Origin of the sequence: Leptolyngbya sp. AS-A5 (genome assembly GCF_039962495.1) — a bacterium.
GTDB lineage: Bacteria > Cyanobacteriota > Cyanobacteriia > Leptolyngbyales > Leptolyngbyaceae > Leptolyngbya.
The window spans coordinates 1-24,010 of the sequence record NZ_JAMPLL010000004.1; the positions used below are offsets into that span (position 1 = coordinate 1).

Annotated in this window: 20 protein-coding genes and 3 pseudogenes; 19 read left to right on the forward strand and 4 right to left on the reverse strand. The window is 48.0% G+C overall.

Going from position 1 to position 24,010, the window contains the following annotated elements:
• From NC980_RS06815 to NC980_RS06825, 3 genes and pseudogenes are all read left to right on the forward strand, one after another.
• Positions 1–141 (forward strand): annotated as a pseudogene (locus tag NC980_RS06815) (photosystem II protein D2); the annotation flags it as partial.
• A complete protein-coding gene (gene psbC, locus NC980_RS06820) occupies positions 125–1,507 on the forward strand; it encodes a photosystem II reaction center protein CP43 (RefSeq protein WP_190378172.1) in 1,383 nt (460 codons plus the stop codon). The pseudogene NC980_RS06815 and the gene psbC, both read left to right, overlap by 17 nt.
• A 136-nt stretch (positions 1,508–1,643) precedes the next feature.
• Positions 1,644–2,273: a HEAT repeat domain-containing protein gene (locus NC980_RS06825; protein WP_190378173.1), complete on the forward strand. Its 630-nt coding sequence runs from the start codon at positions 1,644–1,646 to the stop codon at positions 2,271–2,273.
• A 4-nt stretch (positions 2,274–2,277) separates the two neighbouring features.
• Here NC980_RS06825 and NC980_RS06830 read toward each other — a convergent pair whose 3' ends face one another.
• A complete protein-coding gene (locus NC980_RS06830) occupies positions 2,278–2,553 on the reverse strand; it encodes a DUF6439 family protein (RefSeq protein WP_190378174.1) in 276 nt (91 codons plus the stop codon).
• 45 nt (positions 2,554–2,598) lie between these two features.
• Between NC980_RS06830 and NC980_RS06835 the strand changes: the two genes are divergently transcribed.
• From NC980_RS06835 to NC980_RS06865, 7 genes and pseudogenes are all read left to right on the forward strand, one after another.
• Positions 2,599–2,988 (forward strand): hypothetical protein, encoded by a 390-nt coding sequence (locus tag NC980_RS06835; RefSeq protein ID WP_190378175.1) that lies wholly within the window; start codon positions 2,599–2,601, stop codon positions 2,986–2,988.
• A 7-nt stretch (positions 2,989–2,995) separates the two neighbouring features.
• Positions 2,996–4,384, forward strand: a complete 1,389-nt coding sequence (asnS, locus tag NC980_RS06840; RefSeq protein ID WP_190378176.1) for an asparagine--tRNA ligase — start codon at positions 2,996–2,998, stop codon at positions 4,382–4,384.
• Position 4,385: 1 nt separating this feature from the next.
• Positions 4,386–4,604, forward strand: a pseudogene (locus NC980_RS06845) (type II toxin-antitoxin system HicB family antitoxin).
• A gap of 36 nt (positions 4,605–4,640) precedes the next feature.
• On the forward strand, positions 4,641–4,844 hold the full coding sequence (locus NC980_RS06850) for a type II toxin-antitoxin system HicA family toxin (protein WP_190378177.1): 204 nt from the start codon (positions 4,641–4,643) through the stop codon (positions 4,842–4,844).
• A 165-nt stretch (positions 4,845–5,009) separates the two neighbouring features.
• A complete protein-coding gene (locus NC980_RS06855) occupies positions 5,010–5,633 on the forward strand; it encodes a TetR/AcrR family transcriptional regulator (RefSeq protein ID WP_190378178.1) in 624 nt (207 codons plus the stop codon).
• Entirely contained in the window at positions 5,630–6,910 is a 1,281-nt protein-coding gene (locus NC980_RS06860; protein ID WP_190378179.1) for an aminopeptidase P family protein, read from the forward strand. The genes NC980_RS06855 and NC980_RS06860 overlap by 4 nt, the downstream gene beginning before the upstream one ends.
• Complete coding sequence (locus NC980_RS06865; protein ID WP_190378180.1) at positions 6,907–7,785, forward strand: ChaN family lipoprotein; 879 nt, start codon at positions 6,907–6,909, stop codon at positions 7,783–7,785. Before NC980_RS06860 ends, NC980_RS06865 begins: the two co-directional genes overlap by 4 nt.
• Here NC980_RS06865 and NC980_RS06870 read toward each other — a convergent pair.
• A complete protein-coding gene (locus tag NC980_RS06870; RefSeq protein ID WP_190378181.1) occupies positions 7,782–8,462 on the reverse strand; it encodes a Uma2 family endonuclease in 681 nt (226 codons plus the stop codon). The genes NC980_RS06865 and NC980_RS06870 overlap by 4 nt on opposite strands.
• Before the next feature lie 130 nt (positions 8,463–8,592).
• Between NC980_RS06870 and obgE the strand changes: the two genes are divergently transcribed.
• Positions 8,593–9,669 carry a GTPase ObgE gene (gene obgE, locus NC980_RS06875; RefSeq protein WP_190378182.1) on the forward strand — a complete coding sequence of 359 codons (1,077 nt, stop codon included), beginning with the start codon at positions 8,593–8,595 and terminating at the stop codon, positions 9,667–9,669.
• A gap of 354 nt (positions 9,670–10,023) precedes the next feature.
• Positions 10,024–12,159, forward strand: a complete 2,136-nt coding sequence (gene glgX, locus NC980_RS06880; protein ID WP_190378183.1) for a glycogen debranching protein GlgX — start codon at positions 10,024–10,026, stop codon at positions 12,157–12,159.
• A 76-nt stretch (positions 12,160–12,235) separates the two neighbouring features.
• Here glgX and pruA read toward each other — a convergent pair whose 3' ends face one another.
• Positions 12,236–15,205 carry an L-glutamate gamma-semialdehyde dehydrogenase gene (gene pruA / locus NC980_RS06885; protein ID WP_190378184.1) on the reverse strand — a complete coding sequence of 990 codons (2,970 nt, stop codon included), beginning with the start codon at positions 15,203–15,205 and terminating at the stop codon, positions 12,236–12,238.
• 283 nt (positions 15,206–15,488) lie between these two features.
• Here pruA and NC980_RS06890 point away from each other — a divergent pair, with 283 nt between their 5' ends.
• The 6 genes and pseudogenes from NC980_RS06890 to NC980_RS06915 all read left to right on the forward strand — a co-directional run bounded on the left by NC980_RS06890 (position 15,489) and on the right by NC980_RS06915 (position 19,731).
• A complete protein-coding gene (locus tag NC980_RS06890) occupies positions 15,489–16,331 on the forward strand; it encodes a VanW family protein (RefSeq protein WP_190378185.1) in 843 nt (280 codons plus the stop codon).
• 26 nt (positions 16,332–16,357) lie between these two features.
• A complete protein-coding gene (locus NC980_RS06895; RefSeq protein ID WP_190378186.1) occupies positions 16,358–16,654 on the forward strand; it encodes a hypothetical protein in 297 nt (98 codons plus the stop codon).
• A 57-nt stretch (positions 16,655–16,711) separates the two neighbouring features.
• The gene (locus NC980_RS06900; protein ID WP_190378187.1) at positions 16,712–17,263 is read left to right on the forward strand and encodes a thylakoid membrane photosystem I accumulation factor; all 552 of its coding nucleotides are present in this window, start codon (positions 16,712–16,714) and stop codon (positions 17,261–17,263) included.
• Between the two features lie 92 nt (positions 17,264–17,355).
• Positions 17,356–17,967, forward strand: a complete 612-nt coding sequence (locus NC980_RS06905) for a hypothetical protein (protein ID WP_190378188.1) — start codon at positions 17,356–17,358, stop codon at positions 17,965–17,967.
• A 58-nt stretch (positions 17,968–18,025) separates the two neighbouring features.
• Positions 18,026–18,127, forward strand: a pseudogene (locus NC980_RS06910) (DUF1643 domain-containing protein); the annotation flags it as partial.
• Positions 18,128–18,561: 434 nt separating this feature from the next.
• Positions 18,562–19,731, forward strand: a complete 1,170-nt coding sequence (locus NC980_RS06915) for an ATP-binding protein (protein WP_190378189.1) — start codon at positions 18,562–18,564, stop codon at positions 19,729–19,731.
• A 25-nt stretch (positions 19,732–19,756) separates the two neighbouring features.
• On the opposite strand, the gene NC980_RS06920 is transcribed toward NC980_RS06915, so the two are convergent.
• Entirely contained in the window at positions 19,757–21,856 is a 2,100-nt protein-coding gene (locus NC980_RS06920; protein WP_190378190.1) for a caspase family protein, read from the reverse strand.
• 170 nt (positions 21,857–22,026) lie between these two features.
• Here NC980_RS06920 and NC980_RS06925 point away from each other — a divergent pair, with 170 nt between their 5' ends.
• Complete coding sequence (locus NC980_RS06925) at positions 22,027–23,850, forward strand: hypothetical protein (RefSeq protein ID WP_190378191.1); 1,824 nt, start codon at positions 22,027–22,029, stop codon at positions 23,848–23,850.
• Positions 23,851–24,010 lie beyond the last annotated feature (160 nt).

Consider the following 24,010-nt stretch of genomic DNA (forward strand, 5'->3'; position numbering starts at 1 on the left):
GAAGACCCGGAATTTGAAACGTTCTACACGAAGAACATTTTGCTGAACGAGGGCATCCGTGCTTGGATGGCTTCTCAGGATCAGCCGCATGAACACTTTGTATTCCCTGAAGAGGTTCTCCCCCGTGGTAACGCTCTCTAATCCTTCATTCGCAGGCAACCGCGACCAAGAATCATCTGGATTTGCTTGGTGGGCTGGTAATGCTCGTTTAATCAATCTCTCTGGTAAATTACTGGGTGCTCACGTCGCCCACTCTGGTCTGATCGTTTTCTGGGCAGGTGCAATGACCTTGTTTGAGGTCTCGCACTTCATCCCTGAAAAACCAATGTACGAGCAAGGTTTGATCTTGCTGCCTCACTTGGCAACTCAAGGTTGGGGCGTTGGGCCGGGTGGCGAAGTGATTAACACTTTCCCTTACTTTGTTGTGGGTGTTCTTCACCTCATTTCTTCTGCCGTTCTCGGTCTGGGTGGAATCTACCACGCAGTTCGTGGACCGGAAACGCTTGAGGAATATTCGTCTTTCTTCGGTTACGACTGGAAAGACAAAAACCAAATGACCAACATTATCGGCTATCACTTAATCCTCTTGGGTCTGGGTGCATTGCTGCTTGTTATCAAAGCAATGTTCTTTGGGGGTGTCTATGACACTTGGGCACCAGGTGGCGGTGATGTCCGCGTAATCACCAACCCCACGTTGAACCCCGCTAAAATCTTTGGCTATCTCACTAAAGCTCCTTTTGGTGGCGAAGGCTGGATTATCAGCGTGGACAACATGGAAGACATTATTGGAGGTCATATTTGGGTCGGGTTCATCTGCATCGCAGGCGGTATCTGGCACATTCTGACCAAGCCTTTTGGTTGGGCACGTCGGGCGCTGGTCTGGTCGGGTGAGGCTTACCTGTCCTACAGCTTGGGCGCATTGTCCTTGATGGGCTTCATTGCATCGGTGTTTGTTTGGTACAACAACACGGCTTACCCCAGCGAATTCTACGGTCCGACTGGTCCTGAAGCGTCTCAAGCGCAAGCAATGACCTTCTTGATCCGTGACCAAAAGCTGGGTGCGAACGTGGGTTCTGCTCAAGGTCCGACCGGTCTTGGTAAGTACCTGATGCGCTCTCCGACGGGTGAAATCATCTTCGGTGGAGAAACCATGCGCTTCTGGGACTTCCGCGGTCCTTGGTTGGAACCGCTGCGTGGTCCGAACGGTCTTGACTTGAACAAAATCAAGAACGATATTCAGCCTTGGCAAGTGCGCCGTGCGGCTGAGTATATGACCCATGCTCCGCTGGGTTCGATCAACTCGGTGGGTGGTGTTGCAACAGAAATTAACTCGTTCAACTACGTTAACCCCCGCGCTTGGTTGGCAAGCTTCCACTTCATCGTGGGCTTCTTCTTCTTGGTTGGTCACTTGTGGCATGCAGGTCGCGCTCGTGCGGCAGTTGCAGGCTTCGAGAGAGGAATCGATCGCGAAACCGAACCCGTGCTGTCGATGCCGAACCTTGACTAATTTTTAGTCTTGGGTTAAATCTAAGCCTCCGCCCTGTGCGGGGGCTTTTTGCATAAGAAAAGTCCGCATCAAGTCAGATGTATTGCTTAAATAAATTGCAGTGCAATAGAAGGATCAACTTGCACCGTAAAGAAGAATGACTATTGCACTATTACTCACAATCATCGCCGCGATCGCAGGCGCTCTCAGTGCAGCCGCACGCACCGCTACAAAACTAAAATCCCAGATGACTTCTTATCAGCCCAATACTGTACAAGAAGCGAAATTTGAGCAGGCAAATCAAACCAAACTGCAACCTGATCTAGATTCAGAGCGTCCCGAACCAGTTGAGGCTCCTGAGTTCTCTGAGTCTGAAGCTTCTGCTCAGGGTTCTGAAGCTTCGACGATCGCAATTCCCTCAATGATGCCGATTACAGAGCCAGATATTTCCTTAGCAACTTCACTCAGAATTTCAGATGTGGTTGAATCGGACTTGTCGATCGAGTCTAAGCCACAAGAACATCACCATACGTCAGTTCTCGAAGAAATTGGACAGCTAGACCATAGCGAGGAGCAATTCAGCCAGCTTCAACAGCAGGCAACTGATTCAGATCATTTAGTGCGATTAACCGTTGCGGTCGAGCTAGGGGAGATGGCAAAACAAGGGCAAGCCAGCGATCGGGTCGTTGCTCTGCTGAATCAACTCATGCAAGATGCGGACATGGAGGTTCGAGTGCAAGCAGGTACAGCACTGGCGATGATTCCGATGGAAACGATCGGCGAGTAAGCGGTTAACTCCGATTGCCGTGAGTGGGGCAAGGTGGCGCAGAAATCGAGCGATCGAGCCAGCCGACCGCTTGCTGCAATCGGGGTAACGCTTCTTCTGGGTTGTCTTTCAGTAGGTAAACTAGCGCTACCGCAGATTGTTCGATCGCTCTTGCTTTCCGATTTGATTTGAGGCGATGCCAGTCGCGATCGGTAATGCTGAGGCGTTCGACGAGAGCTTGGGCGAGTTCTATCGTACTAATTTCGGAGAGAGATGGCTGAGAAGAAAGAGTGTCTGACATGATTCAGAGTGAGTAGAATGAAGCGTTCATCACTTATTCTGACGCATGGCGGCTTCTTCCGACGAGATTAACATCGAGCAGGCTTTAGAGAACGTTGAACGATCGCTCGATCAACTGAAAGAGCGGTATGCCCAAGTTCAGCGTGACGAACAGCAACTTGAAACGTTACAGCAGCGAAAAGCAGCACTTCAAACTCAAGGAAAATCTGCCGCGCTGAAAGCCGAATTGCGAGAAATTGAGCAACAATTAGAAGAACTGGAATTGAATCTGGAAAGTCGGCTGTTTTCTTGGTCAGGCTTGAAAGAAGTCTTTTGGCAGGCGGTACGATTTGGGGGATTGGGCATTGCGATCGGCTGGTCGCTGGCATCCATCACCCTCAAAACGCCGACTCCCACCAATTCCTCGACTCCTTCTAATAGTTTGTCTAGCCCTTAGTATTGTTATGACTCGACGTATTGCAGAACTCCTCCGCGCTGGTCAACCTGATGAAACTGTGACGATTCAGGGTTGGGTTCGTACCAAGCGAGAACAAAAAGGCTTTTCGTTCATTGAAGTGAACGACGGTTCCTCGATGGCGGGACTGCAAGTCGTGATTAATCAAGATGTCCCTCATTACGAAGCGAGTTTGAAACGAATTAGCACTGGGGCATCGGTTGAGGTGTCGGGAGTGCTGGTTCCGTCTCCGGGGAAAGGGCAGCGAATTGAATTGAAAGCAAGTTCGGTCACGGTTTATGGGGAAGCTGATCCCGAAACTTATCCGTTGCAGAAGAAGCGACATTCGTTTGAGTTTTTGCGGGAAATTGGGCATTTGCGATCGCGCACCAACACATTAAGCGCAGTGTTCCGAGTCCGAAATGCCTGTGCGACTGCAATTCACCAATTCTTTCAAGAGCGCGGATTTCTATGGGTGCATACGCCCGTGATTACAGCAAGCGATTGTGAGGGCGCGGGTGAGATGTTTGCGGTAACAAGTTTGAACTTGAAACAACCGCCGTTGAATGAACAAAAAGATATCGATTATACGCAAGACTTTTTTGGTAAGCCTGCTTATCTAACAGTAAGCGGACAGCTTGAAGCGGAAATTATGGCGATGGCGTTTAGCAATGTCTATACGTTTGGCCCCACATTTCGAGCGGAAAACTCTAATACTTCGAGACATTTAGCCGAATTCTGGATGGTTGAACCAGAGATGGCATTTTGTGATCTCGAAGGCGATATGGACTTAGCTGAGGCATTTTTGAAATATATTTTCAGCTATGTATTGGAGCATTGCTCAGAAGATATGGAGTTTTTCAATCAGAGAATTGATGACTCAGTATTAGCAACCGCAGAGAATATTATTAACAATCAATTTGAGCGGATTACTTATACAAAAGCGATCGAACTTCTCGAAAAAGCCGACAAAAAATTTGAGTACCCCGTTGAATGGGGCTTGGATTTGCAATCAGAACATGAGCGATATTTAGCTGAGGAATTGTTTAAGAAGCCAACGATCGTCACTGATTATCCAACGCAAATCAAAGCGTTTTATATGCGTCTCAGTGATGATGAAAAAACAGTTCGGGCGATGGATATTCTCGCACCTAAAATTGGGGAAATTATCGGCGGATCGCAGCGAGAAGAACGGCTGGACGTTTTAGAGCGCCGCATCGTACAGCAAGGATTAGATCCTGCAACTTATTGGTGGTATCTGGATTTACGGCGTTATGGGACGGTTCCTCATGCTGGATTCGGTCTAGGGTTTGAGCGATTGGTGCAATTTATGACGGGAATGGCGAATATTCGTGATGTGATTCCATTCCCTCGAACACCTCAAAACGTGGAGTTTTAGCGTGAGAACGATCAAGATCATCGTTGAAAAACATCCAGATAGTTATATTGCTTATCCTTCAGGAATCGAAGATGTTGTCGTTGGGGAAGGTGACACCTAGGAGGAAGCGTTAGCGGATGTTAAATCTGCAATTCGCTTTCATATCGAAACATTTGGGGAGAAAGTGCTAGATCCTGAATTGTCCGTGCTACAAGCTTTTGTGGCTGAGGCAGCGCTCTAAACGCCCAAATTTCCAAAAGATGCGCCAAAAGCAAGAGTGCTTTGGGCACTTGAGTCTCTTGGTTTTCAAGTAGTAAGAGAGAAGGAGCATATCTCGATGAGCCGAAAAAACGAGGATGGAACGGAAACGCCCTTGACGCTGCCCAATCATTGTCAAATCAAAGCATCCACACTGCGCTCAAGCTGCACCCAAGCCAATCTCTCAAGAGAAGGATTTCTACAAGCCTATGAAGAGAATTAATACAGTGCCGCAGTTAGTCTAAACTTTTGCAACAATCGATTGAGCGATCGCAATTTCTTCGGTTGAAATCTGTAAACTCCATAACACTTAAGGTACAGTTCAAACAATTGCTTGCACAATTAAAATAACAGGCGATATTTGTGACCCGCTCTGTTCATTGAAGCGATGGCAATAACAAACCGACTGCCCCAACAAGCTGAAGTTGAGACTCGCACCCGCATCTTGAAAGCGGCGTTGAAACTGTTTGCAAAGCAAGGTTACGATGGCACAACAACGCGGGATTTGGCAGAAAAAGCGGGGGTGGCAGAAGGAACACTGTTTCGCCATTTCACGAATAAAAAAGCAATTCTGATTGAAGTCGCAACGCAGGGTTGGATCGAGATCCTGACCGATTTGCTGACTGAATTGAGTGAGATGGGTAGCTATAAAGCGATCGCGCAAGTGATGCGGAAACGAATGCTCAATATGCATCAGAATGTGGATTTGTTTAAGGTCTGTTTTATGGAAGCGCAGTTTCATCCGGATTTGCGCGATCGAATTCAGTCTGAGGTGGTTGAAAAAATGACCGATGTGGCGGAAGCATTCTTTCAAACTGCTATGGATCAAGGGATTTATCGTCCAATGAATCCGAGAATGGTAGCGCGGGTCTTCTTGGGAATGTTTACGATCGCTGGATTTAGTCAAGATACGATTATGGCTCCGGGTAGTTCTCCGAATGAAATGAAAGAGATGGCAGAGGGAATTGCCGATATCTTTTTAAATGGAGTCCTTGCAGAAAAACCTTCATGAGTCGATTGGCTGACACGCTCAAATCTAGAAGAAAACGGCTTGCAGAATTGATTGATTTCCCGGTGTTGCTGCGATCGGGAGATCCAAAACCCCGCAATTTTCCGGCGAATCCTTATCCATTTCGTGCGAGTAGTCATTTTCTCTACTTTGCAGGATTGTCTTTGCCAAAAGTCGCGATTCGGATCGAAGGCGATCGCTTGACGCTGTTTCTCGACGATCCTGATCCTTTGAGTGCCCTTTGGCATGGAGAATCACCCACTCGTGATCAGATTGCTGCGGAGATTGGAGCCGATGAAGCTTACCCGCTATCTGAAATAGCAAAGTTTGCAGCAGTATCAGATGATCCAAAGCTTACAACTGCGATCGTACAACTGCGTTTAATTCATGACGAAAGCGCGATCTTTGAAATTCGTAAAGCGGTTGCTGTGACGGTTGAAGCTCATCGAACTGGAATGCAGGCAACTCTCAAGGCGCAAAAGGAATCCCAGATTCGAGCGGCAATGGAAGGCGTAATTCTAGCTCACAACATGACTTGTGCATATAACAGCATTGTGACGGTACATGGTGAGGTTTTGCACAATGAACATTATCATCATGCGATCAAACCTTCAGATCTGATTCTTGCGGATGTGGGCGCGGAAACTGAGTTGGGTTGGGCATCGGATGTGACTCGAACCTGGTCAGCGAGCGGGAAGTTTTCACCAACTCAGAAAGCAGTTTATGAAGTTGTTTTAGCGGCACACGATCGGGCGATTGATGAAATTCGTCCTGGTGTTGAGTACCGCGATATTCATCTATTGGCTTGTGAAACGCTGACAGAAGGCTTGCTCGATTTAGGGATTCTGCGCGGGAATGCAGCCGACTTAGTAGATCAAGATGCTCATGCGTTGTTTTTTCCGCATGGAATCGGGCATCTATTGGGTTTAGATGTGCATGATATGGAAGATTTAGGCGATTTAGCAGGATATGAAACAGGTCGATCGCGCAGTTCGCGGTTTGGACTTGGGTATCTCAGATTGGATCGACCCCTAAGAGCAGGAATGGTTGTGACGATCGAGCCTGGATTTTATCAAGTTCCAGCGATTCTCAATGATCCACAACGGCGTGAAAAATACCGCGATATGGTGAACTGGGAGCGCTTAACTGATTTTGCTGATGTTCGGGGCATTCGGATTGAAGATGATGTGTTGGTGACAGTAGACGGTTCAGAAGTGCTGAGTGCTGCGCTACCGACTGATCCAAGTTTGGTTGAAAGTATTGTGGAGCAAGGTTCATGACTCGAAAATCAATTGCAAACTTCTGTGCATTGTCGTTGAGCTTATTCGTTCTATGGACAGCACCCAGCGATGCTCAAACTCTTCCGGCTGCGATTTCGGTCAGTACACCCACACAGCAAAAATTAGATCCTCAAGCGGTTCTCAAACAGTTGCGCTCTTCGAGAGTGATTTATTTGGGCGAAACGCATGATAGTGCTGAGGATCATCACGCTCAGTGGGAAATTGTCCGATCGCTCTATCAACAAAATCCCAAGATCGCGATCGGCATGGAAATGTTTCAACGTCCTTTTCAATCAGGCTTAGATCGTTATTTAGCAGGAGCGTCAACCGAGACGATGCTGCGGGAGTTTACCGAATACGATAAGCGCTGGGGATTCCCGTGGGAATTCTACTCTCCGATCGTCAATTTCGCTAAACAAAATCAGCTACCGGTAATTGCGCTGAATACACCCACTGAAGTTACTCGCAAAGTGGCGCGGCAAGGATTAGAAAGTCTCACCGAGGCAGAAAAGCGCTACATTCCGCCGATCGCTGAAATTCGCGCAGAGCCGGGGCGATATCGCGATCGCCTACGGGAACTGTTCAATGCGTTTCACTCTGGCAAAGGTAGGAGTCGCGGGTTTGAGCGATTCTTTCAGGCGCAGGTACTGTGGGATGAAACGATGGCAGATGCGATCGCGCAGTTTTTGAACCAGAATCCTGATCGCCAAATGATTGTGCTGGTTGGTCAAGGTCACATTGTTTATGGTGAAGGAATTCCTGATCGAGTGGCGCGACGCATTCCGCAGGTTAAACAGTCCACCGTGCTGCTGAATCCACCTGCACATTTTTTGAAAGAAGAAGCAATTGCCGATTTCTTCTGGAAAACTCGCTAAGACCGTTCTGCTAATTCCTGGACAAAGATTTGATGCTCAGGAGATTGTAGTCCGAGTTGTAAGGTATTCATAACAGTAAACATTTCACCGTTTAACAATGCCGCCACTTCTAGCCACAATCCCGGAAATACTTGACTCTGAATGATGCCACTCTCATTCAGTTCCACTAAAACATACTGTTCATTTTCCAGTCTAAACCAGCTCAATTGATTCTCAAACGTTTGCCAAACAAGGTATTCTTGAACGCGATTCCGGCGATAGGCGTTCATTTTTGCACCCAGATCAATGGCTGCACTGCTGGTTGCAATTTCCGCCACAAGCTCCGGTGCACCTTCGATATATCCATCTTCACTGACTCGTGTTGTTCCACCTCGCACGATTCGCAGTGATACATCAGGTTGAGGTTCATTATCAAGATCGAGCCGAGTCGTGGTGTTGTCAGATCCCTGTGTACCAGGGGTTGCAATAGAGTATGTACTCAGCCAAGCAATCAGATTGAAATGCGGATCGCCATGAAAAGCGCGAACAGGGGATGCCACGTAAACCACTCCTTCAATTAATTCTGCTTTAAAGTTTTCTGGAGTGGCTGCATATCGACGCTCGAATTCGGCACGAGTGAGACGATCGCCGCTCGCTAACGGCGGAACGGATTGTTGTTTGGATTGCTGCAACACCATGAGAACTTCCTCAAAGCAGATGCTTTCATTTTAGGATACGAAATCTGTGTGTTTTCTCGATCATAAAGAATTGAATGTTGATCGATCGCCATACCTTTAACATAGAAGTATTGGGAATCAGCGCAAAGCTATGCAATTTATCGATCAAGCAGAAATTCAGGTTCAAGCCGGCGATGGCGGAGATGGCATGGTGTCATTCCGGCGGGAGAAGTATGTGCCTGCGGGTGGGCCAAACGGCGGCAATGGGGGACGCGGCGGATCGATCGTTCTCAAAACCAACGAAAATCTTCAAACCCTGCTCGATTTTCGCTACATGAGATTGTTCAAAGCGGATAACGGACAGAAAGGCGGCTCGAATAATTGCACCGGGGCATCGGGGCGCGATCTCATCATCGAAGTTCCTTGCGGTACGGTGGTTTATGATGCCGAAACCGATGAAGTGATCGGAGACTTAACCAAACAGGGTCAGACTCTAAAAATCGCAGAAGGCGGACGGGGCGGTTTAGGCAATCATTGTTTTTTGAGTAATCGCAATCGTGCGCCGGAAAATGCGTTTCCAGGACAACCCGGAGAAGCACGATCGCTGCGACTCGAACTCAAACTATTAGCCGAAGTTGGAATTATCGGTTTACCAAATGCGGGTAAATCCACGCTGATTTCTGCATTATCGGCAGCACGTCCGAAAATTGCTGACTATCCGTTTACAACCCTGGTTCCAAACTTGGGAGTGGTTCGCAAACCAACCGGAGATGGCACTGTGTTTGCAGATATTCCGGGATTAATCGAAGGCGCACACATGGGAATTGGACTCGGACATGATTTCTTGCGCCATGTGGAGCGGACTCGATTACTGTTGCATCTGGTTGATATCACTGCCGATGATCCGATCGCAGATTATCAGACTATCCAGGGCGAACTTGATGCTTATGGACGAGGATTAAGCGATCGTCTCCAGATTCTTGCAGTCAATAAACTTGATGCGGTCGATCCAGAAAGCGAGGAAGTGAATGCGATCGTTTCTGAATTAGAACAACTGAGCAGTACGACCGTGTTCAAAATTTCAGCCGTATCACATTTTGGACTTGAGACATTAATGCGGCAAGTTTGGCAGACTCTCGATGAGTTGAAAGCGCAGGAAGAAGCAGAACAACTCGCGATTGACTCTTCGATTGCAGAAACGGCGATGTCTCTGGAACCCAGAAGCTAAAGGAAAATACCGTTATTTTAGTGAGCGATCGTTTTATTGTTGGCAGGTTGTCCAGCAATGCAGCGATCGCTGCATTGTTATTGATTCAACACATACATCATCGTAAGGGATAGCCTAAGGGCGAACAGATTAGCTCCTCAGAGATAGGGAGTTTTGGGGATCAGCAGTGAGACATCCCCTCGGACAGAAAGCGAGTTGGCACCCGTGGTAGAGGGGAACCTAAACGCTTTTCAACTAGATTAATTGCATTAATAAACCTTTGTGCCGCATTACCAAGATCACGTTGCTAGGCGATCACAAAAAATCATTAGATAACGCACTGAATCTCATTTAAGACACTAGGATTTATTCACTATGTATGCCCCCATCTGGACAGGAAAAGTTTATCCCTTAGGCGCAGCTTGGGACGGAAAAGGAACCAATTTTTCCCTCTTTTCTGAACACGCCACTGGTGTCGAGGTCTGTTTATTTGATCCAGATGGTTCAGAATTGCGTTTACCGCTCTACCAAGGTCAGAACTTTCTTTGGCATGGTTATGTTCCGGGAGTTGCACCTGGACAGCGATATGGTTTTCGAGTTCATGGAGCATGGGAACCTCAGCGCGGACACCGGTTTAATCCAAATAAGCTTTTAATTGATCCTTATGCCAAAGCGATCGACGGCGATGTGCAACATGGTGAAGCAATCTTTAGCTACCGATGGGGTGATCCATCAGAAGATTTAGGCTTTTCTGATTTAGATGATGCTCATTTAGTACCTAAGTGTGTAGTGGTTGATCCATCATTTAACTGGCAGGGCGATCAACTCCTACAAACCCCTTGGAATGAAACTGTAATCTATGAGATGCACGTCAAGGGATTCACAAAGAACCATCCTGATATTCCCGAAGAGCTACGGGGAACTTATGCCGGAGTTGCACATCCAGCGGCGATCGAGCATTTGAAAGCGCTGGGTGTGACTGCGGTTGAACTCATGCCTGTGCATCACTTCCTGGCGCATCCAGGGCATCTAGCCGGCAAAGATTTAAGCAACTATTGGGGCTACGATTCGATTAACTTCTTCTCGCCGTATTCAGGCTACAGTGCGGATAAGAGCCTGGGTGGACAAGTGCGAGAATTCAAACAAATGGTCAAAGCTTTGCACGAAGCTGGGCTCGAAGTGATTTTGGACGTGGTTTACAATCACACCGGCGAAGGAAATCACTGCGGCCCAATGCTTTCACTGCGAGGCATTGATAACAAAACGTACTATCGCTTAGTCGAAGAAAATGAGCGGTACTACATGGACTTTACCGGATGCGGTAATTCGCTGAATGTTCAAAGCTCCCAAGTGCTCAAGCTGATTATGGATAGCTTGCGCTATTGGGTAACAGAAATGCACGTTGATGGTTTCCGGTTTGATTTAGCCTCGGCACTAGCGCGGGAACTGTATGCGGTAGATAACTTAGCGTCGTTCTTCGACATTATTCATCAAGATCCGATTCTTGCAGGTGTGAAGTTGATTGCGGAACCTTGGGATGTTGGGGATGGTGGCTATCAAGTGGGTAACTTCCCAATTCTCTGGTCAGAATGGAACGGAAAATATCGCGATGAAATGCGCGACTTTTGGCGCGGACAAGATGGTAAGCTCGGCGAATTTGGTTATCGATTCACAGGGAGTCCAGATCTCTATCAACTCAATGGCAGAAGACCTCACGCCAGCATCAACTTCATCACAGCGCACGATGGCTTCACGCTTCGAGATCTGGTGAGCTACAACGAAAAGCACAATGAAGCAAATGGTGAAGACAATCGCGACGGTGAAAGCCACAATCGCTCCTGGAATTGCGGAGTGGAAGGTGAAACCGATGATGCTGAAGTTCTGCGACTGCGCGATCGACAACAGCGCAATATTCTCACAACCTTGATGTTGTCGCAGGGCATTCCAATGATTGTGATGGGCGATGAAATGGGTCGGACTCAATCCGGCAACAACAATGCTTACTGTCAGAATAATGAACTGTCTTGGTTAGATTGGGAGTTGCGCGATCGTAATGCGGATTTGCTCAATTTCACACAGCGATTGATTCACTTCCGTCAAGCGCATCCTGTGTTCCGTAGACAGCGCTGGTTCCAAGGTCAAGCAATTCACGGTTCGAGTGTGAGTGACATTGCTTGGTTTAATCCCGATGGTAATGAAATGACCGCTGAGCAATGGTGTAATGGATACGCTAAAGCAATTACGGTGTTCCTGAATGGTAGTGAACTGCCCGATCGAGGCCCGAAAGGTGGACGCATTAAAGGCAATAGTTTCCTACTTTTGTTTAATGCTCATTGGGAAATGATTGATTTTGTTTTGCCTGAGCGGTTACGCCAACGCAAGTGGACAGCACTGATCAATACAAAAGAGCCGCGCTTTCTGGATGAAAAGATTATCTTCACGGGGACGAAGAATGTTCCGGTTATGGGTCGATCGTTGGTTATCTTGCAATCTGGAAACGGTAAAGCTTAGGTGTGCAAAACCCTCTGCTGTTTGAGTAGACCTGGTGCATGAATCCCTGACAGGATTCATGCACCAGGTAATCAAGTTATTCCGCGCCCTCGATCGGTGCAAATCCCTGACGCTGAACATTTTCTGTCACCACGCGCGGTTCTAGGAATTGGAGCAGATAATCGACTCCGCCTGCCTTAGAACCCACGCCGGAGAGCTTAAAGCCTCCGAAGGGTTGACGAGCGACGATCGCGCCTGTAATGCCGCGATTGATGTACAGATTGCCGACTTCAAACTCTGCCTGTGCTTGCTCAATGTGCGAAGGAGTACGCGAATACAATCCACCCGTCAGGGCGTAAGGTGTTCCATTTGCCATTTCTAATGCTGCTTGGAACGAGTTTGCTCGCATCACTGCTAACACTGGGCCAAAAATCTCTTCTTGAGCGATCTTGGCATCGGCTCGAACATTGGCAAAAATCACAGGCCCGACATAGTAGCCACCTTCGGGGGTGGGAAGCTCGATCGCAACTTCCGCTTCAGTCCGTCCTTTTTCGATGTAGTCCCGGATGCGCTGTTGTGCTTCACCATCGATCACAGGACCTACTTTTGTACTCGGTCGTTCAGCTTCTCCGATGTTGAGCGATCGTGTGGCTTCGATCAATCGCGATAGGAAAGTTTCGTAGACGGGTTCTAGGACGATCGCTTTAGAGCAAGCCGAACATTTCTGACCACTGTAACCAAAGGCGGATTGCACCACACCTTGAACGGCTTGATCTAAGTCCGCACTTTCATCAATGATGATGGCATTTTTGCCACCCATTTCAGCGACAACGCGCTTCAGGTGCTTTTGTCCGGGTTGTAGAACGGCGGCATCTTTGTAGATTTGGCATCCCACAGCTTGCGATCCGGTGAATACAATCATGTGGACATCAGGATGCTTAACAAGATGTGCACCGATCGTATGACCTTCGCCGGGAATGAATTGGAATACTCCGCGAGGAATTCCTGCTTCGATTAGCACTTCTGCAATTTTGGCAGCAATCACTGAGGAAGTCTCGGCAGGCTTCAATAAAGCACAGTTTCCAGCCACCAAAGCTGCAACCGTCATCCCCAATGGAATTGCTAAGGGGAAGTTCCAGGGAGAAATCACTAGAACAATTCCACGAGGATGATAGCGATAGTGGTTCGTTTCACCAGGGAAATCGTAGTCTACGCCTCGATCGAGCCGTTCCATCTCATCGGCGTAATAGTTGCAGAAATCGATCGCTTCTGAAACCTCTCCGTCGCCTTCTTTCACAGGCTTACCCACCTCAAAGGTCATCCAAGCAATCAATTCTTCGCGCCGTTGTTCAAATAGATTGGCAGCTTTGCGAAGAATTTGAGCGCGTTCACTAGCAGAAGTTTGCCGCCATGCGGGAAACGCTGCTTTCGCAGAGTCGATCGCTTGATTTGCTTGCTCAATGTTGATCATGCCGATCGTGCCTACCGTTTCACTGCATCGCGATGGATTCTCGGACTTGAGCTTTTGATCGGTTTCAACAAACTCACCATCGATTAGTGGTAAGTAGGTTTTTCCGAACTGTTGCCGCACTGATTGAAGTGCTGCTTGAATGCGATCGCGCTTTGCACTATCGGCGTAGTCGGTGTCGGCTGCATTCTCGAACTTATCTAAAGGTTTCAGTTCAAGCTGTCCGTTCGCTTTCGGAGCGGCGATGAGTTCCTCGATCGGGCGTTCTTCTAAGTTCTGCCGCAAAAATGAACTATTCGCCGTGTTCTCCAACAATCGACGAATCAGATACGACATTCCCGGAATCAGTTCACCATAGGGACAATACACCCGAACCCGATAACCTTGATTGACGATCGCTTTCGCTAACTTATCGCCCATTCCGTACAACGTTTGGAACTCAATTCGATGTTTGGGAATGTTCAAATCTTTGGCAATCGCTAACGCATGAGCTTGCGATCGCACATTATGACTGCCGATCGCAGCATTCAACACCGCATGATTTTCGAGCAATAGTTCTGTTAACCGCTCATAGTTCGCATCGGTTTCAGCTTTGTCATTGAACACAGGCTGATCCCAATCCTTCTGAACCGCTTTGATCGTTTCTTGATCCCAGTACGCTCCTTTAACTAACCGAACTGTTACCGGGGTTCCGCGCTCTTTTGCCCAATTAACTAAGCCTTGTAAGTCCTGCTCACTATCGCGCAAATAGCCTTGAATTGTCATGCCCACATCAGAGCGCGATCGAAACTCGTCTTCTAGCAGCAAATCTTTCAGCGTGGAGAGCGTCAAATCTTTGTAAGCATATTGCTCCATATCGAAGTGAACGGCTGCTCCTAGCTCTTGAGCGCGTCGCAGCAAGGTTCGAGCACGATCGGCAACCCGCGCTTTACTGCCTTCTTCATCCAACGGATCGAATTGTGAATAGAATGCTGTGAGCTTGACCGAAACCTGAACTTTCGGCAGCGGTTGACCCCCGGCAAAATCGATTTGCTCAACTTTTGACCAGGATTTCGAGGCTTCGGTTAGTTGCTCCATCAAATCGAGATAACGATCGAGATACGATTGCGCCTCCGCTTCAGTGATCACCGCTTCACCTAGCAGATCGACCGTAAACGCCATCTTTTCTTTTCGCAGCCGCTCAATCGTTTTCAACACCTGCTTAAGATTTTCACCCGCAATGTACTTATGCGCCAACGTTTCCACCGCAGTAGACAGCGTGGTTGCAGCCAGTTGTCCGGGCATTGACTCAGCATTAGCGAAGTTAAGCAAACTTTTCAGAGCCGCCGGAAGTTCGACGGTACGATCGCTCATGTATTCTTGTAAATGTCTAGCAATTTCGGGCTTACTTCGCAGCGACGGCAAACAATCAATCAACCGAAACAACTGCACCCGCAATCCCGGATTGCCCATTGCCCAGGCCAGCAGCTTATCATCCCACTGCATCTGATCCCGCATCTGAGCCAACCACGATCGCGACTCACGAGTAGCGCTGAGTAACTGACGAGCGATCGCTTGCGTCTGAGATTCGTAACGGTCATGAAAAGCCTGACTCACCATAACTTCAACGTCTCCAATAGATAATCTGGGATTCGGGGCAAGTGTTTAATCTCTTACAGTTCCATTCTCAAATCTGTCATGTTCCTCACAGCAGGAAATGACAAAGAAGATTCACATATCCTCACTAAAATCAGAGGATATTTATAGTCTGTCATTTATTCCCGGTTTCGGAAGGAGATTTTTGGAGCGTAAGTTACAAAGTTTGTAGTTTTTAACTTGTGTTCCGAATTTAATGATCTACTACTGTAGGATTTTTTGCATCCTACAAAATAACAATCAAACTATGCCCCGTCTTTCTGAATTGCACCCCCTGTTTTACCACACTCGCATTCATCAAAAACGCTTGTTTCGCAGAGTGAGCGATCGCCTCCAAGGTCATCAATTCGCCCAAGAAAACCGCTCTGAATCTTTACCCTTTAGTTGTGTTAAACATCAATCGTTATTGCGGCGAAAATTAGGCGACTCTGATCCAAGATTGCAGGAAAATAAAATTACTAATCTACAGCTTGCACACCGAACGATCGATGGAATTGTGATCCAACCTGGTGAAACCTTCTCGCTCTGGAACTGTGTCGGAGAGGCGACCGCACAAAAGGGTTATGTTGAGGGAATGCAGCTTTCGCGTGGAGAAGTCAAAACCGGGATCGGTGGCGGTTTGTGTCAATTAGCCAACCTTTTATATTGGATGGCGCTTCATACGCCATTAACCGTGATTGAGCGTCATCATCACAGTTTTGATCCCTTTCCCGATGAAAATCGTACCTTACCCTTTGGTAGTGGAGCCGGGATTTTTTACAACTACATTGATCTTCGATTTTATAATCCCACTGACCAGCCGTTTCAAATCCGAGTGTGGCTCACAGGAAATCATCTAAAAGGTGCAGTTTACACTGATCCAAATTGGCCCTATACCTATCATGTCTTTGAGCGGAATCATCGCTTTATTCAAAAGAACGATCGCGCTTATCGTTTCAATGAGATTTGGCGATCGCGCATCGATAAACGCACCGGAAATCATCTAGATGAAGAACTTTTAATTACAAACTTTGCTGAAGTGAAATATGCGATCGACTTATCTGAAATCACTCAGAAAGAAGCCCTGATTTCAGAATCAGGTGTACTATAAGAGCTTGTAGCGCGAAACAAAGACGCATGAGTTCAGCCGTACAGTTTGGATTGATTTGCTTTTTGGTATTCTTTGCTCTATCTCAAGTCTTTCAATGGGCGCAAGAACTGACGCTGCCTCTGCCATTTTTTATCTTGGCGGGAGCAGCTTTATCGATCGCCTCAAACTTCGATCGACGGGCAGGATTTCCCTTCAACTTAATCAATTTTCCAACACCTGAAGCGCCTCCAGTCGAATCCCCAACCCTCACCCAATCCTCGACCCCAAAATTCCCCCGCGAAGTCTCCTTCACCATCCGCAAGCCTGAAAAACAGGATCAGTAAACTGCTCCCCTCTTCCGTCACAATGGATTCATAGTGACGTTCATTTCTCTGACCTTTATGTTTAACCGCTTCGTATTGGCGTTTGTCGCGATCGCGCTCTTTTGTTTCACGATCGCACAACCCGCTTGGGCAAGTCTCGACGACGATCGCTTTGATGGCGAAATCTTTGCGCTTTATGCCGGAAACGGCTCACTGGTGCCGCCAAAAGTCACGTTAGCGGATGCGTTCAACCAGAAAAAACCTGTCCTGATGGTGTTCTACACCGACGACAGCAGCGATTGTAAACGCTACTCCAGCGTCGTTTCGCAGGCGCAAGCCTTTTACGGTCGCGTGATTGACATTATGCCAATCCGGGTCGATTCGCTTCCTGTGAAAGACAAGTTTGACCCGAAAGAACCTGGCTACTACTACAAAGGCTTTGTGCCGCAAACTCTGGTCTTTGACCAAAACGGCAAAGTGCGGCTCAACGAAGTCGGAACCATCCCTTACGAAAAGATCGATGATGAATTCCGAAGCATTTTTGATCTTCTGCCACGATCGGAGTCCGTGATTCTCAAACGCCGTCCGGTGAACGAAATCAACACGGAACTGGTTCCGCAGACGAAATAACCTTGATCCTTAAGAATCACGTCAAGAAAGCCCACACGAGCGGATTTCCTCGATAAGATTTCGAGATAGGACACCTAGCCCCTCTTCCTGAGATGCCCGACACCTACAGCACTGAGGAACTACTCCAAATTCTGTCACGAGAGCGGCAAGCCTGCATCAACGGGCAACGCTTAAATCTTGCCGCAATGCCGTCTGGAATTAATCCACTGCTCGATCGCTTTGTTAACTCAGACGGCATCCAGCGCTTTACGGCTTACCGCGACTTCCGGAGTGCCATTCACCAGTACCAGATCGAGCATCAAGTTTCGGGCATCGTCTGGACGGCTCTAACGATCGAAGGTAAAACGTGCCGCTGCCTCAGAATCCACGAGCAGTTAATTAGCTTGCCGTCTGATTTGGCAATTCTCAAAGCTGAGAAAGCAAAGGTGATCGAATTTTGGCGCTCCGTCACGGTCGGATTTGATTCTTATCTGAGTCTGAATAGCGGCAAACTGCATCAACGGGTGACTCAGGAAGACATTGAGCGAATTGATGCGCGATCGGAGTGGGCAGTCTTGAGCCAGCAGGGAAAAGCGGAAACTCTAGAACTGATCTTGCAACTCGGTTGGGGTAAGCCCGAAGAAGCTGTTTACCGTCGAGGATTTCCAGAGTCAGGCAGCGAATCTATTCATGCAGTGCGACCCGGACGAGTGCCGATCGGATGATGGCGCAATTTTTGATCCCACTCAAACGTACCGCTATGCACTTTAGCGGTCTTGGGATTCTGCGCCTCGCGTTGGTTTTGTCCTACTGAACCCGAATCCAGCGAACGCAGAACACAATGATCCAACCATTCAGCGTTGTATTGGATTTGCAAAACGCTAGGACACTACCTTAGAAATAAATAGCATTGAAAGCTGATATTTCTATTCCAGAAGTATGTAGTATACATGCCCTTAAGGTGATAGAAAAAATTGCCTGATGCTAATCTTTCGTAGAAGTTTTGTGACAAGCTTGTGTCAGAATTCGCTACTTGCCTGATAAACTACACTCAATAAAATAGTTTTTGTCACTAGAATAAATTTTATTGAGTTGAGTTAGCCTTATAGTAAAGTTTTTGCTAATGTTTCAGGCAGAGTCTATCCTAGTGATACTTGGCACCCTCATCAGCATTTTTTACTCATATTTTTTCGTATTTAAGCATTGATTCAGCACCATGAATTTCGCCCTTAGTTTTATCAAACCGTTCTGCGATCGCGTAGTCTTCGGTTCTGGAAATCTCGCTATTCCGCACACCTCTGCCGACAGGTCAATCTAAAATGGCGGGCGAAAAAATTGCTATTGTCGAAGATGAAGCGATTGTTGCACTTAGTTTGAGATCGCGATTAGAAGCCGCGAATTATGCGGTCACTGGAATTGCTGACTGTGCATCTTCCGCGCTATCACTTGTTACAAATACGACACCCGATCTTGTTCTTTTAGACATCAAATTAAAAGGCGATCAAACCGGAATTGACATCGCTCAAGTAATTTACGATCGCTGGCGAATTCCAGTGATTTTTCTCACAGGTTATCCCGATCTAGCCATACTTCATTCTGCCGAAACAGCAGATTTATTCGGCTATTTAGTAAAGCCAATTGATTCCATTACTCTCTATGGCGCAATCAAAATTGCACTGCAAAAGTATCAGTATCAACAGCACCTTGAGAAAGTCATTCAGGAACGCACGACTGAATTAGAAATCATGAGTCTGTGCTTGCAGCAAGAAACTGCAAAATCTCAACGTCTAGAGAGCGAAATTCCCCAAGCCCTCGACGAACTGCACGCCCTCAAATCACGACTTGTCACCACCATTTCTCATGAACTTCGTACACCTTTGGCGATCGTTCTCACTTCGGCTGAATTGATCGAGCGACTCGGTGCAGACTGCTCATCAGAACGACGATCGCGCTATTTCCAAAAAATCCGCGATGCGATTCAAGCCATGACAACCATCTTGACTAACACGCTAACACTTGAAAAAACGAACGCAGCTACACTCAAAGCGCAGTCCGCTCCCTTCAATCTGCATCAGCTGTGTCTGGAAATTCTTTCTACTGTCGAGCCTCAGTACCGCATCCAGTCTCGATTTTTTGGTGAACCACAAGTTAATCTTGATGCTGAGTTGTTCCGTCTGATTTTGACTCATCTGCTCAGTAATGCGCTCAAATTCTCAGAAGAAGACATCGATTTAGAAGTTCGATACTGCGAAGATCGAGTGACGCTGATCGTGAGCGATCGCGGTCTAGGCATTCCACCCGAAGAGATGACTCTGGTGTTTGAGCCATTCTATCGAGCAAAGAACGTGAGTACGATCGCGGGGGGCGGCTTGGGTCTCGCGATCGTCAAGCAATGCGTCGAGCTTCATGGCGGCACGATCGCAGCGCAGAGCGAATTAAGGCAAGGAACGATCATGCGGATCGAATTGCCGATCGACGCAACAGTCTAGATTTCAAGCCGTTTGATTATTGCTCTCAAACTACTTGGTAAGAGAAGCAAAACGTTGCCCAAACACTGACATCGAGCGCAAAAAGCTCAGAAGCGTTAATCCAGGAGGATGTGCCGCTTGCACAATGAAGATCTTGTAAAACTGCTTGTGCAACCTCAAGAAAGTTAGGCAAAGAGCGCACAAATCCTGTTCCTGAACCGAGTACTGCCTGCGCTTGCTGAAACGGAACGCGACTGCAAACTAGATAAATTTCAGCGAGTCCAGAGGGAGCTTGAATAATCCAATCTGTAAGAGACTGCGGAACGATCGCGGTTTCGCTCGGTGCGATCGACGTTTGCGCCTGTCCATTCTGCATCGGATTTAACAGAATACCTGCTCCTTGGTGATCAAGCCCCAACACCAAAAAATGAATCGGACTCAACTCTCCATTTTCAATCCGTAGCCGAATCGGAGTTCCGACAGGAAGCGCAAGAACTTTTCCATCTGAAGGCACAACCGTTGCCGCAGACGATCGCTCGGTGTGTTGCGCTGCTACCTTAACATCGTTGACCTCAAGCGATGCCCGCACTGCCAACTCAGAAACTGTAGAATTTGTGGTTAAGCTCAGCAGCTTCGCCCCTAAAAGCGTTTGCAGTCGTGGTGCAAGGCGGCGAACCGCTAACTTTATGGCTTCACCCGATTCACCCGATGTGCCTATGATCGCGTCCCGTCCTTGCGAAAATAAGCCATACCCCGCAGGTGGAATCGTGCCTTTCATCGCATCAGAAGTCAGCGCTGCCACTTGAGTCGTTTCCTCAACTTTGCTGAATAGATAGTCTGCCGCTTGTTCTCCCGCGATCGCGGCTGATACTCTTGGCAATCCAGACAGCGCACTCACCGCATCTACCCGCTCAACCCGATTCAAAGCGGCATCGATCGCGATCGCTAATCTGACATCCTTTGCAAAGGTGCGAATTCTTTCTCGGACTTGTTGCCCAATCTGTAAATTCGCTGATTCGGTTAGCAATCGCGCTTTTGCAACCAATCCATTGCGTTCAGTAATTTGTAACAGGGGACGATCGTCCGTTTCGACCCGCAGCACCGCACCCGGACTATACGCTTCTAACACTTGTGGCGGTAGTCCTCCCAGCCAGAGTTGCACTAGCTTATCGTCGATCTCCTTGATCACCCCATCTGCGGGTGGTTGAATCGCGGCAATGTGGAAAGGTTTAAGGGGACGATCGCGGTTTTTTTGCCCTATTAATATTGGCTGTTGCCTGCTATCCACCCGCTTCGCAATCAGTTCCGAAGCTTGTTGCAGGCTAATCCGCAAAGTGGTTTCGGGTGTTGCTTGCCACAATTGTTGCGTCAGCGCATAAGTAAACAATCCTGCAGTAAACCCATTCCACAGCGATTCTGCTGTCAACTGCTGAGCTGTTGCAGCCGAGAGAACGACTCCGGGCAGTTGTCCCGATCGCCATCTCACCCGCGCTTGAGTGTGATCGAGTCCGGTACTGGCAAGCAGCATTTCTTGGAATTCCAGTTCTGCGGCGATCAGTTGAGAAGCTGGGTCACTGGGGCGCGATCGCAGCTTTAAGTTACCGCGCTGTGAATAGCCAGGATAAAAGTATCCTGCATCCAGAATCGTTGTGACTTGTGAAGTTGCGAGCGATCGCAGCAATAACAATAAGGTGTCTTGAGAAAGCGCGTTGGCGATCGTGTCTTCTTTTGGATCATCTGCCGTTAGCAAAACAGGCTGAATATCATCTGCGGTCGTACCCAGTTTTTGTAAGCTGCCAAATCCACTGAAGTGAAACACAACCACATCATCGGGTTGCGCTTGCCGAATCAAATGTTCTATAAAATGCGTTTCGATTTGTGACCGCGTGGCTTTCTGATTTGTGAGAACTACAATATCACTGGGATGAAATCCGAAGCGATGAATTAACAGTTCCCTTTGCAATTCCAAATCGGTTAAGCAACCATTTAACGATGAATTGCGATATTGGTTAATCCCAACCAGGAGCGCGAGTTTGCGCGGCGTGGGCTGCGCCAAAACTCTAGCCGCACGACCGAGTAAGAGTTGATCGACCCCCCAGGCTCCGCAAAAGATTCCGGCTGCTTGCAATAGTGATCGACGTTTCATGCTCTGATCCCGCGCCTCTCTTTTTCAGAGTAGCAGGTTGAGATTCTTCTCGGAACCCGAATCGATCGCAATTCATCGCTTACGTTTTGCTTCATTTTTTTACTGCACTCTGCATCAACCGATACACTGCGGTATGTTAGTCGCTCAATGGGTGTTAGGGAGAATTATCAATGGGTCTACCTTTTGTTTTAGAGATTGCGATCGGATTGGTGTTTACCTATCTGGTTTTGAGTTTGTTGGCATCAGAGATACAAGAGCTAATTGCAACAGTGCTGCAATGGCGAGCCAAACACTTAAAAGACTCGATCGAGGTGCTGCTTGGCGGCGGCATTCATTCTCCAGAAGAACAGCGCGTTCGAGATTTAGTGGCGCAATTGTATGATGATCCTCTGCTCAAGAATGTCAATCAAGAAGCAAAAGGCGTAATGGCGCAAGGGTTTCGGAAAATTACTCGCGTCTTGCTTCCCGGAAATCGACCCGGAGCGTTTGGCAATCAAGCAACAGGTCCGTCATACATTGCCCCGGAGACTTTCGCAACTTCGCTGCTCGAGCGTTTGGGTGTTAATTCAATGGTCGATAAGCTCTCAGCGGTGCGGTTTGAGAAGTTTGTCGATCGCATTGTGGGTCATTACTGGGTGAATCAGTATGGAGAAGTGGAATTGCCCTCGGATGACACCTTTAAGGATGGTTGGGAGCGCGGCGCAATCCGGGAGATTGCTGCAAAGTCAAATCAACCGAGCCTAAGCGCCGATCAAAACTTCCGCTTGCTGGTTGAAGATTACGATCACATTCTCAAAGCCTATCAATCTGGGCAAGCCAATCTCGAAACGAGCATTCCGCGACTCGGAGAAGGATTAGATGCTTACATCGCTGCTTGTGCCAACTTAGATCAAAGTTCTTCGGATACCACGCTGTATGTGCGGCGATTGAAGTCTTATAAATCCAGCATATTTGGTCAAAACAATGATCGCGCCGTCTTCTCTGGCGGATTGAGACCGAGCATTGCCGAAATTGCAGAACTCGTCAATCAAGGCACCACGACCCATCAAGAAGTCGCGGCTGCTTACGATCGCATTGCCAATCAAGCTCGCCCGATCGAGGCACAGGTGAATGCTTCAATCCGGTCTCAGATCGAAGATTACCGCATGGGGCTTGCTCCAAACGCCTTGGATCAACCGACGAAATTTGAAGACTTAGACTATGACCTCCAGCAGATCTTTCTCTCAAATGCAGTGAAGGATCTCACCCCGGAAGAGCAGAAGATGTATACGGAGTATCAGTCTTATAAAAAGATTCGCGATGGGCTGAGCCGTCTACCGGATACGGTGAAGGAAAGTATGTCAATTTTGGCGCGACGGGCACAAACGCGGGTGCAGAGAACAGAAAACGAGATTAATCAGTTTCGCGATGAGGTTGCGACTTGGTTCGATCGATCGATGTCTCGCGCTTCTGGGGTGTATAAACGCAACGTAAAAGGGATAGCGCTCATGCTCGGTCTTGTCTTAGCGACGGCGACAAATGCTGATACATTTCATATGTCCAGTCGCTTAGCGGGTGATGACAGTCTACGACGAGTCATTACTAATCGTGCCGCTGAAGTGACAACTCAGAATGCTCAAAATCCGGTGATTACTCAAGCACAGCTTAATGAGCTAAAAGCCGCAACCGATCAAGCGCTGCAAGACATTCCGTTTCCGATCGGCTGGAGTCCAGCTAATCTAACGCGGCAGTTGGGCTGTCAGACCGTTTCTGGAACTGCCACATGGAATGATGCTTATAACCGTTGTTTCGCATCCCAGCAATCTGTTGCTGCTCCAAATCCGCTAAGCCTCCTGCTGGGTCTGCTGCAAATGATTGCAGGCTGGGCAGTGAGTGGACTTGCGATCGCGATGGGTGCGCCGTTTTGGTTTGATTTACTCGGTAAGTTGGTGAATGTTCGCAATTCGGGTGGCAAACCAAAACGTACCGCTGAAGAAGAACAGAGAACGAATTAGGGCTGAACAAATTAGGGTTGATACCGAATCAATTTGTTGATGCGACAGATCCTTCGCCCCCTAAATCCCCCATATTGGGGGACTTTGAGAATCCGAAACAGATTTGGCTTGAAGTCCCCCACGAGTGGGGGATTTAGGGGGCTTCCAAGATCTGTCGCAC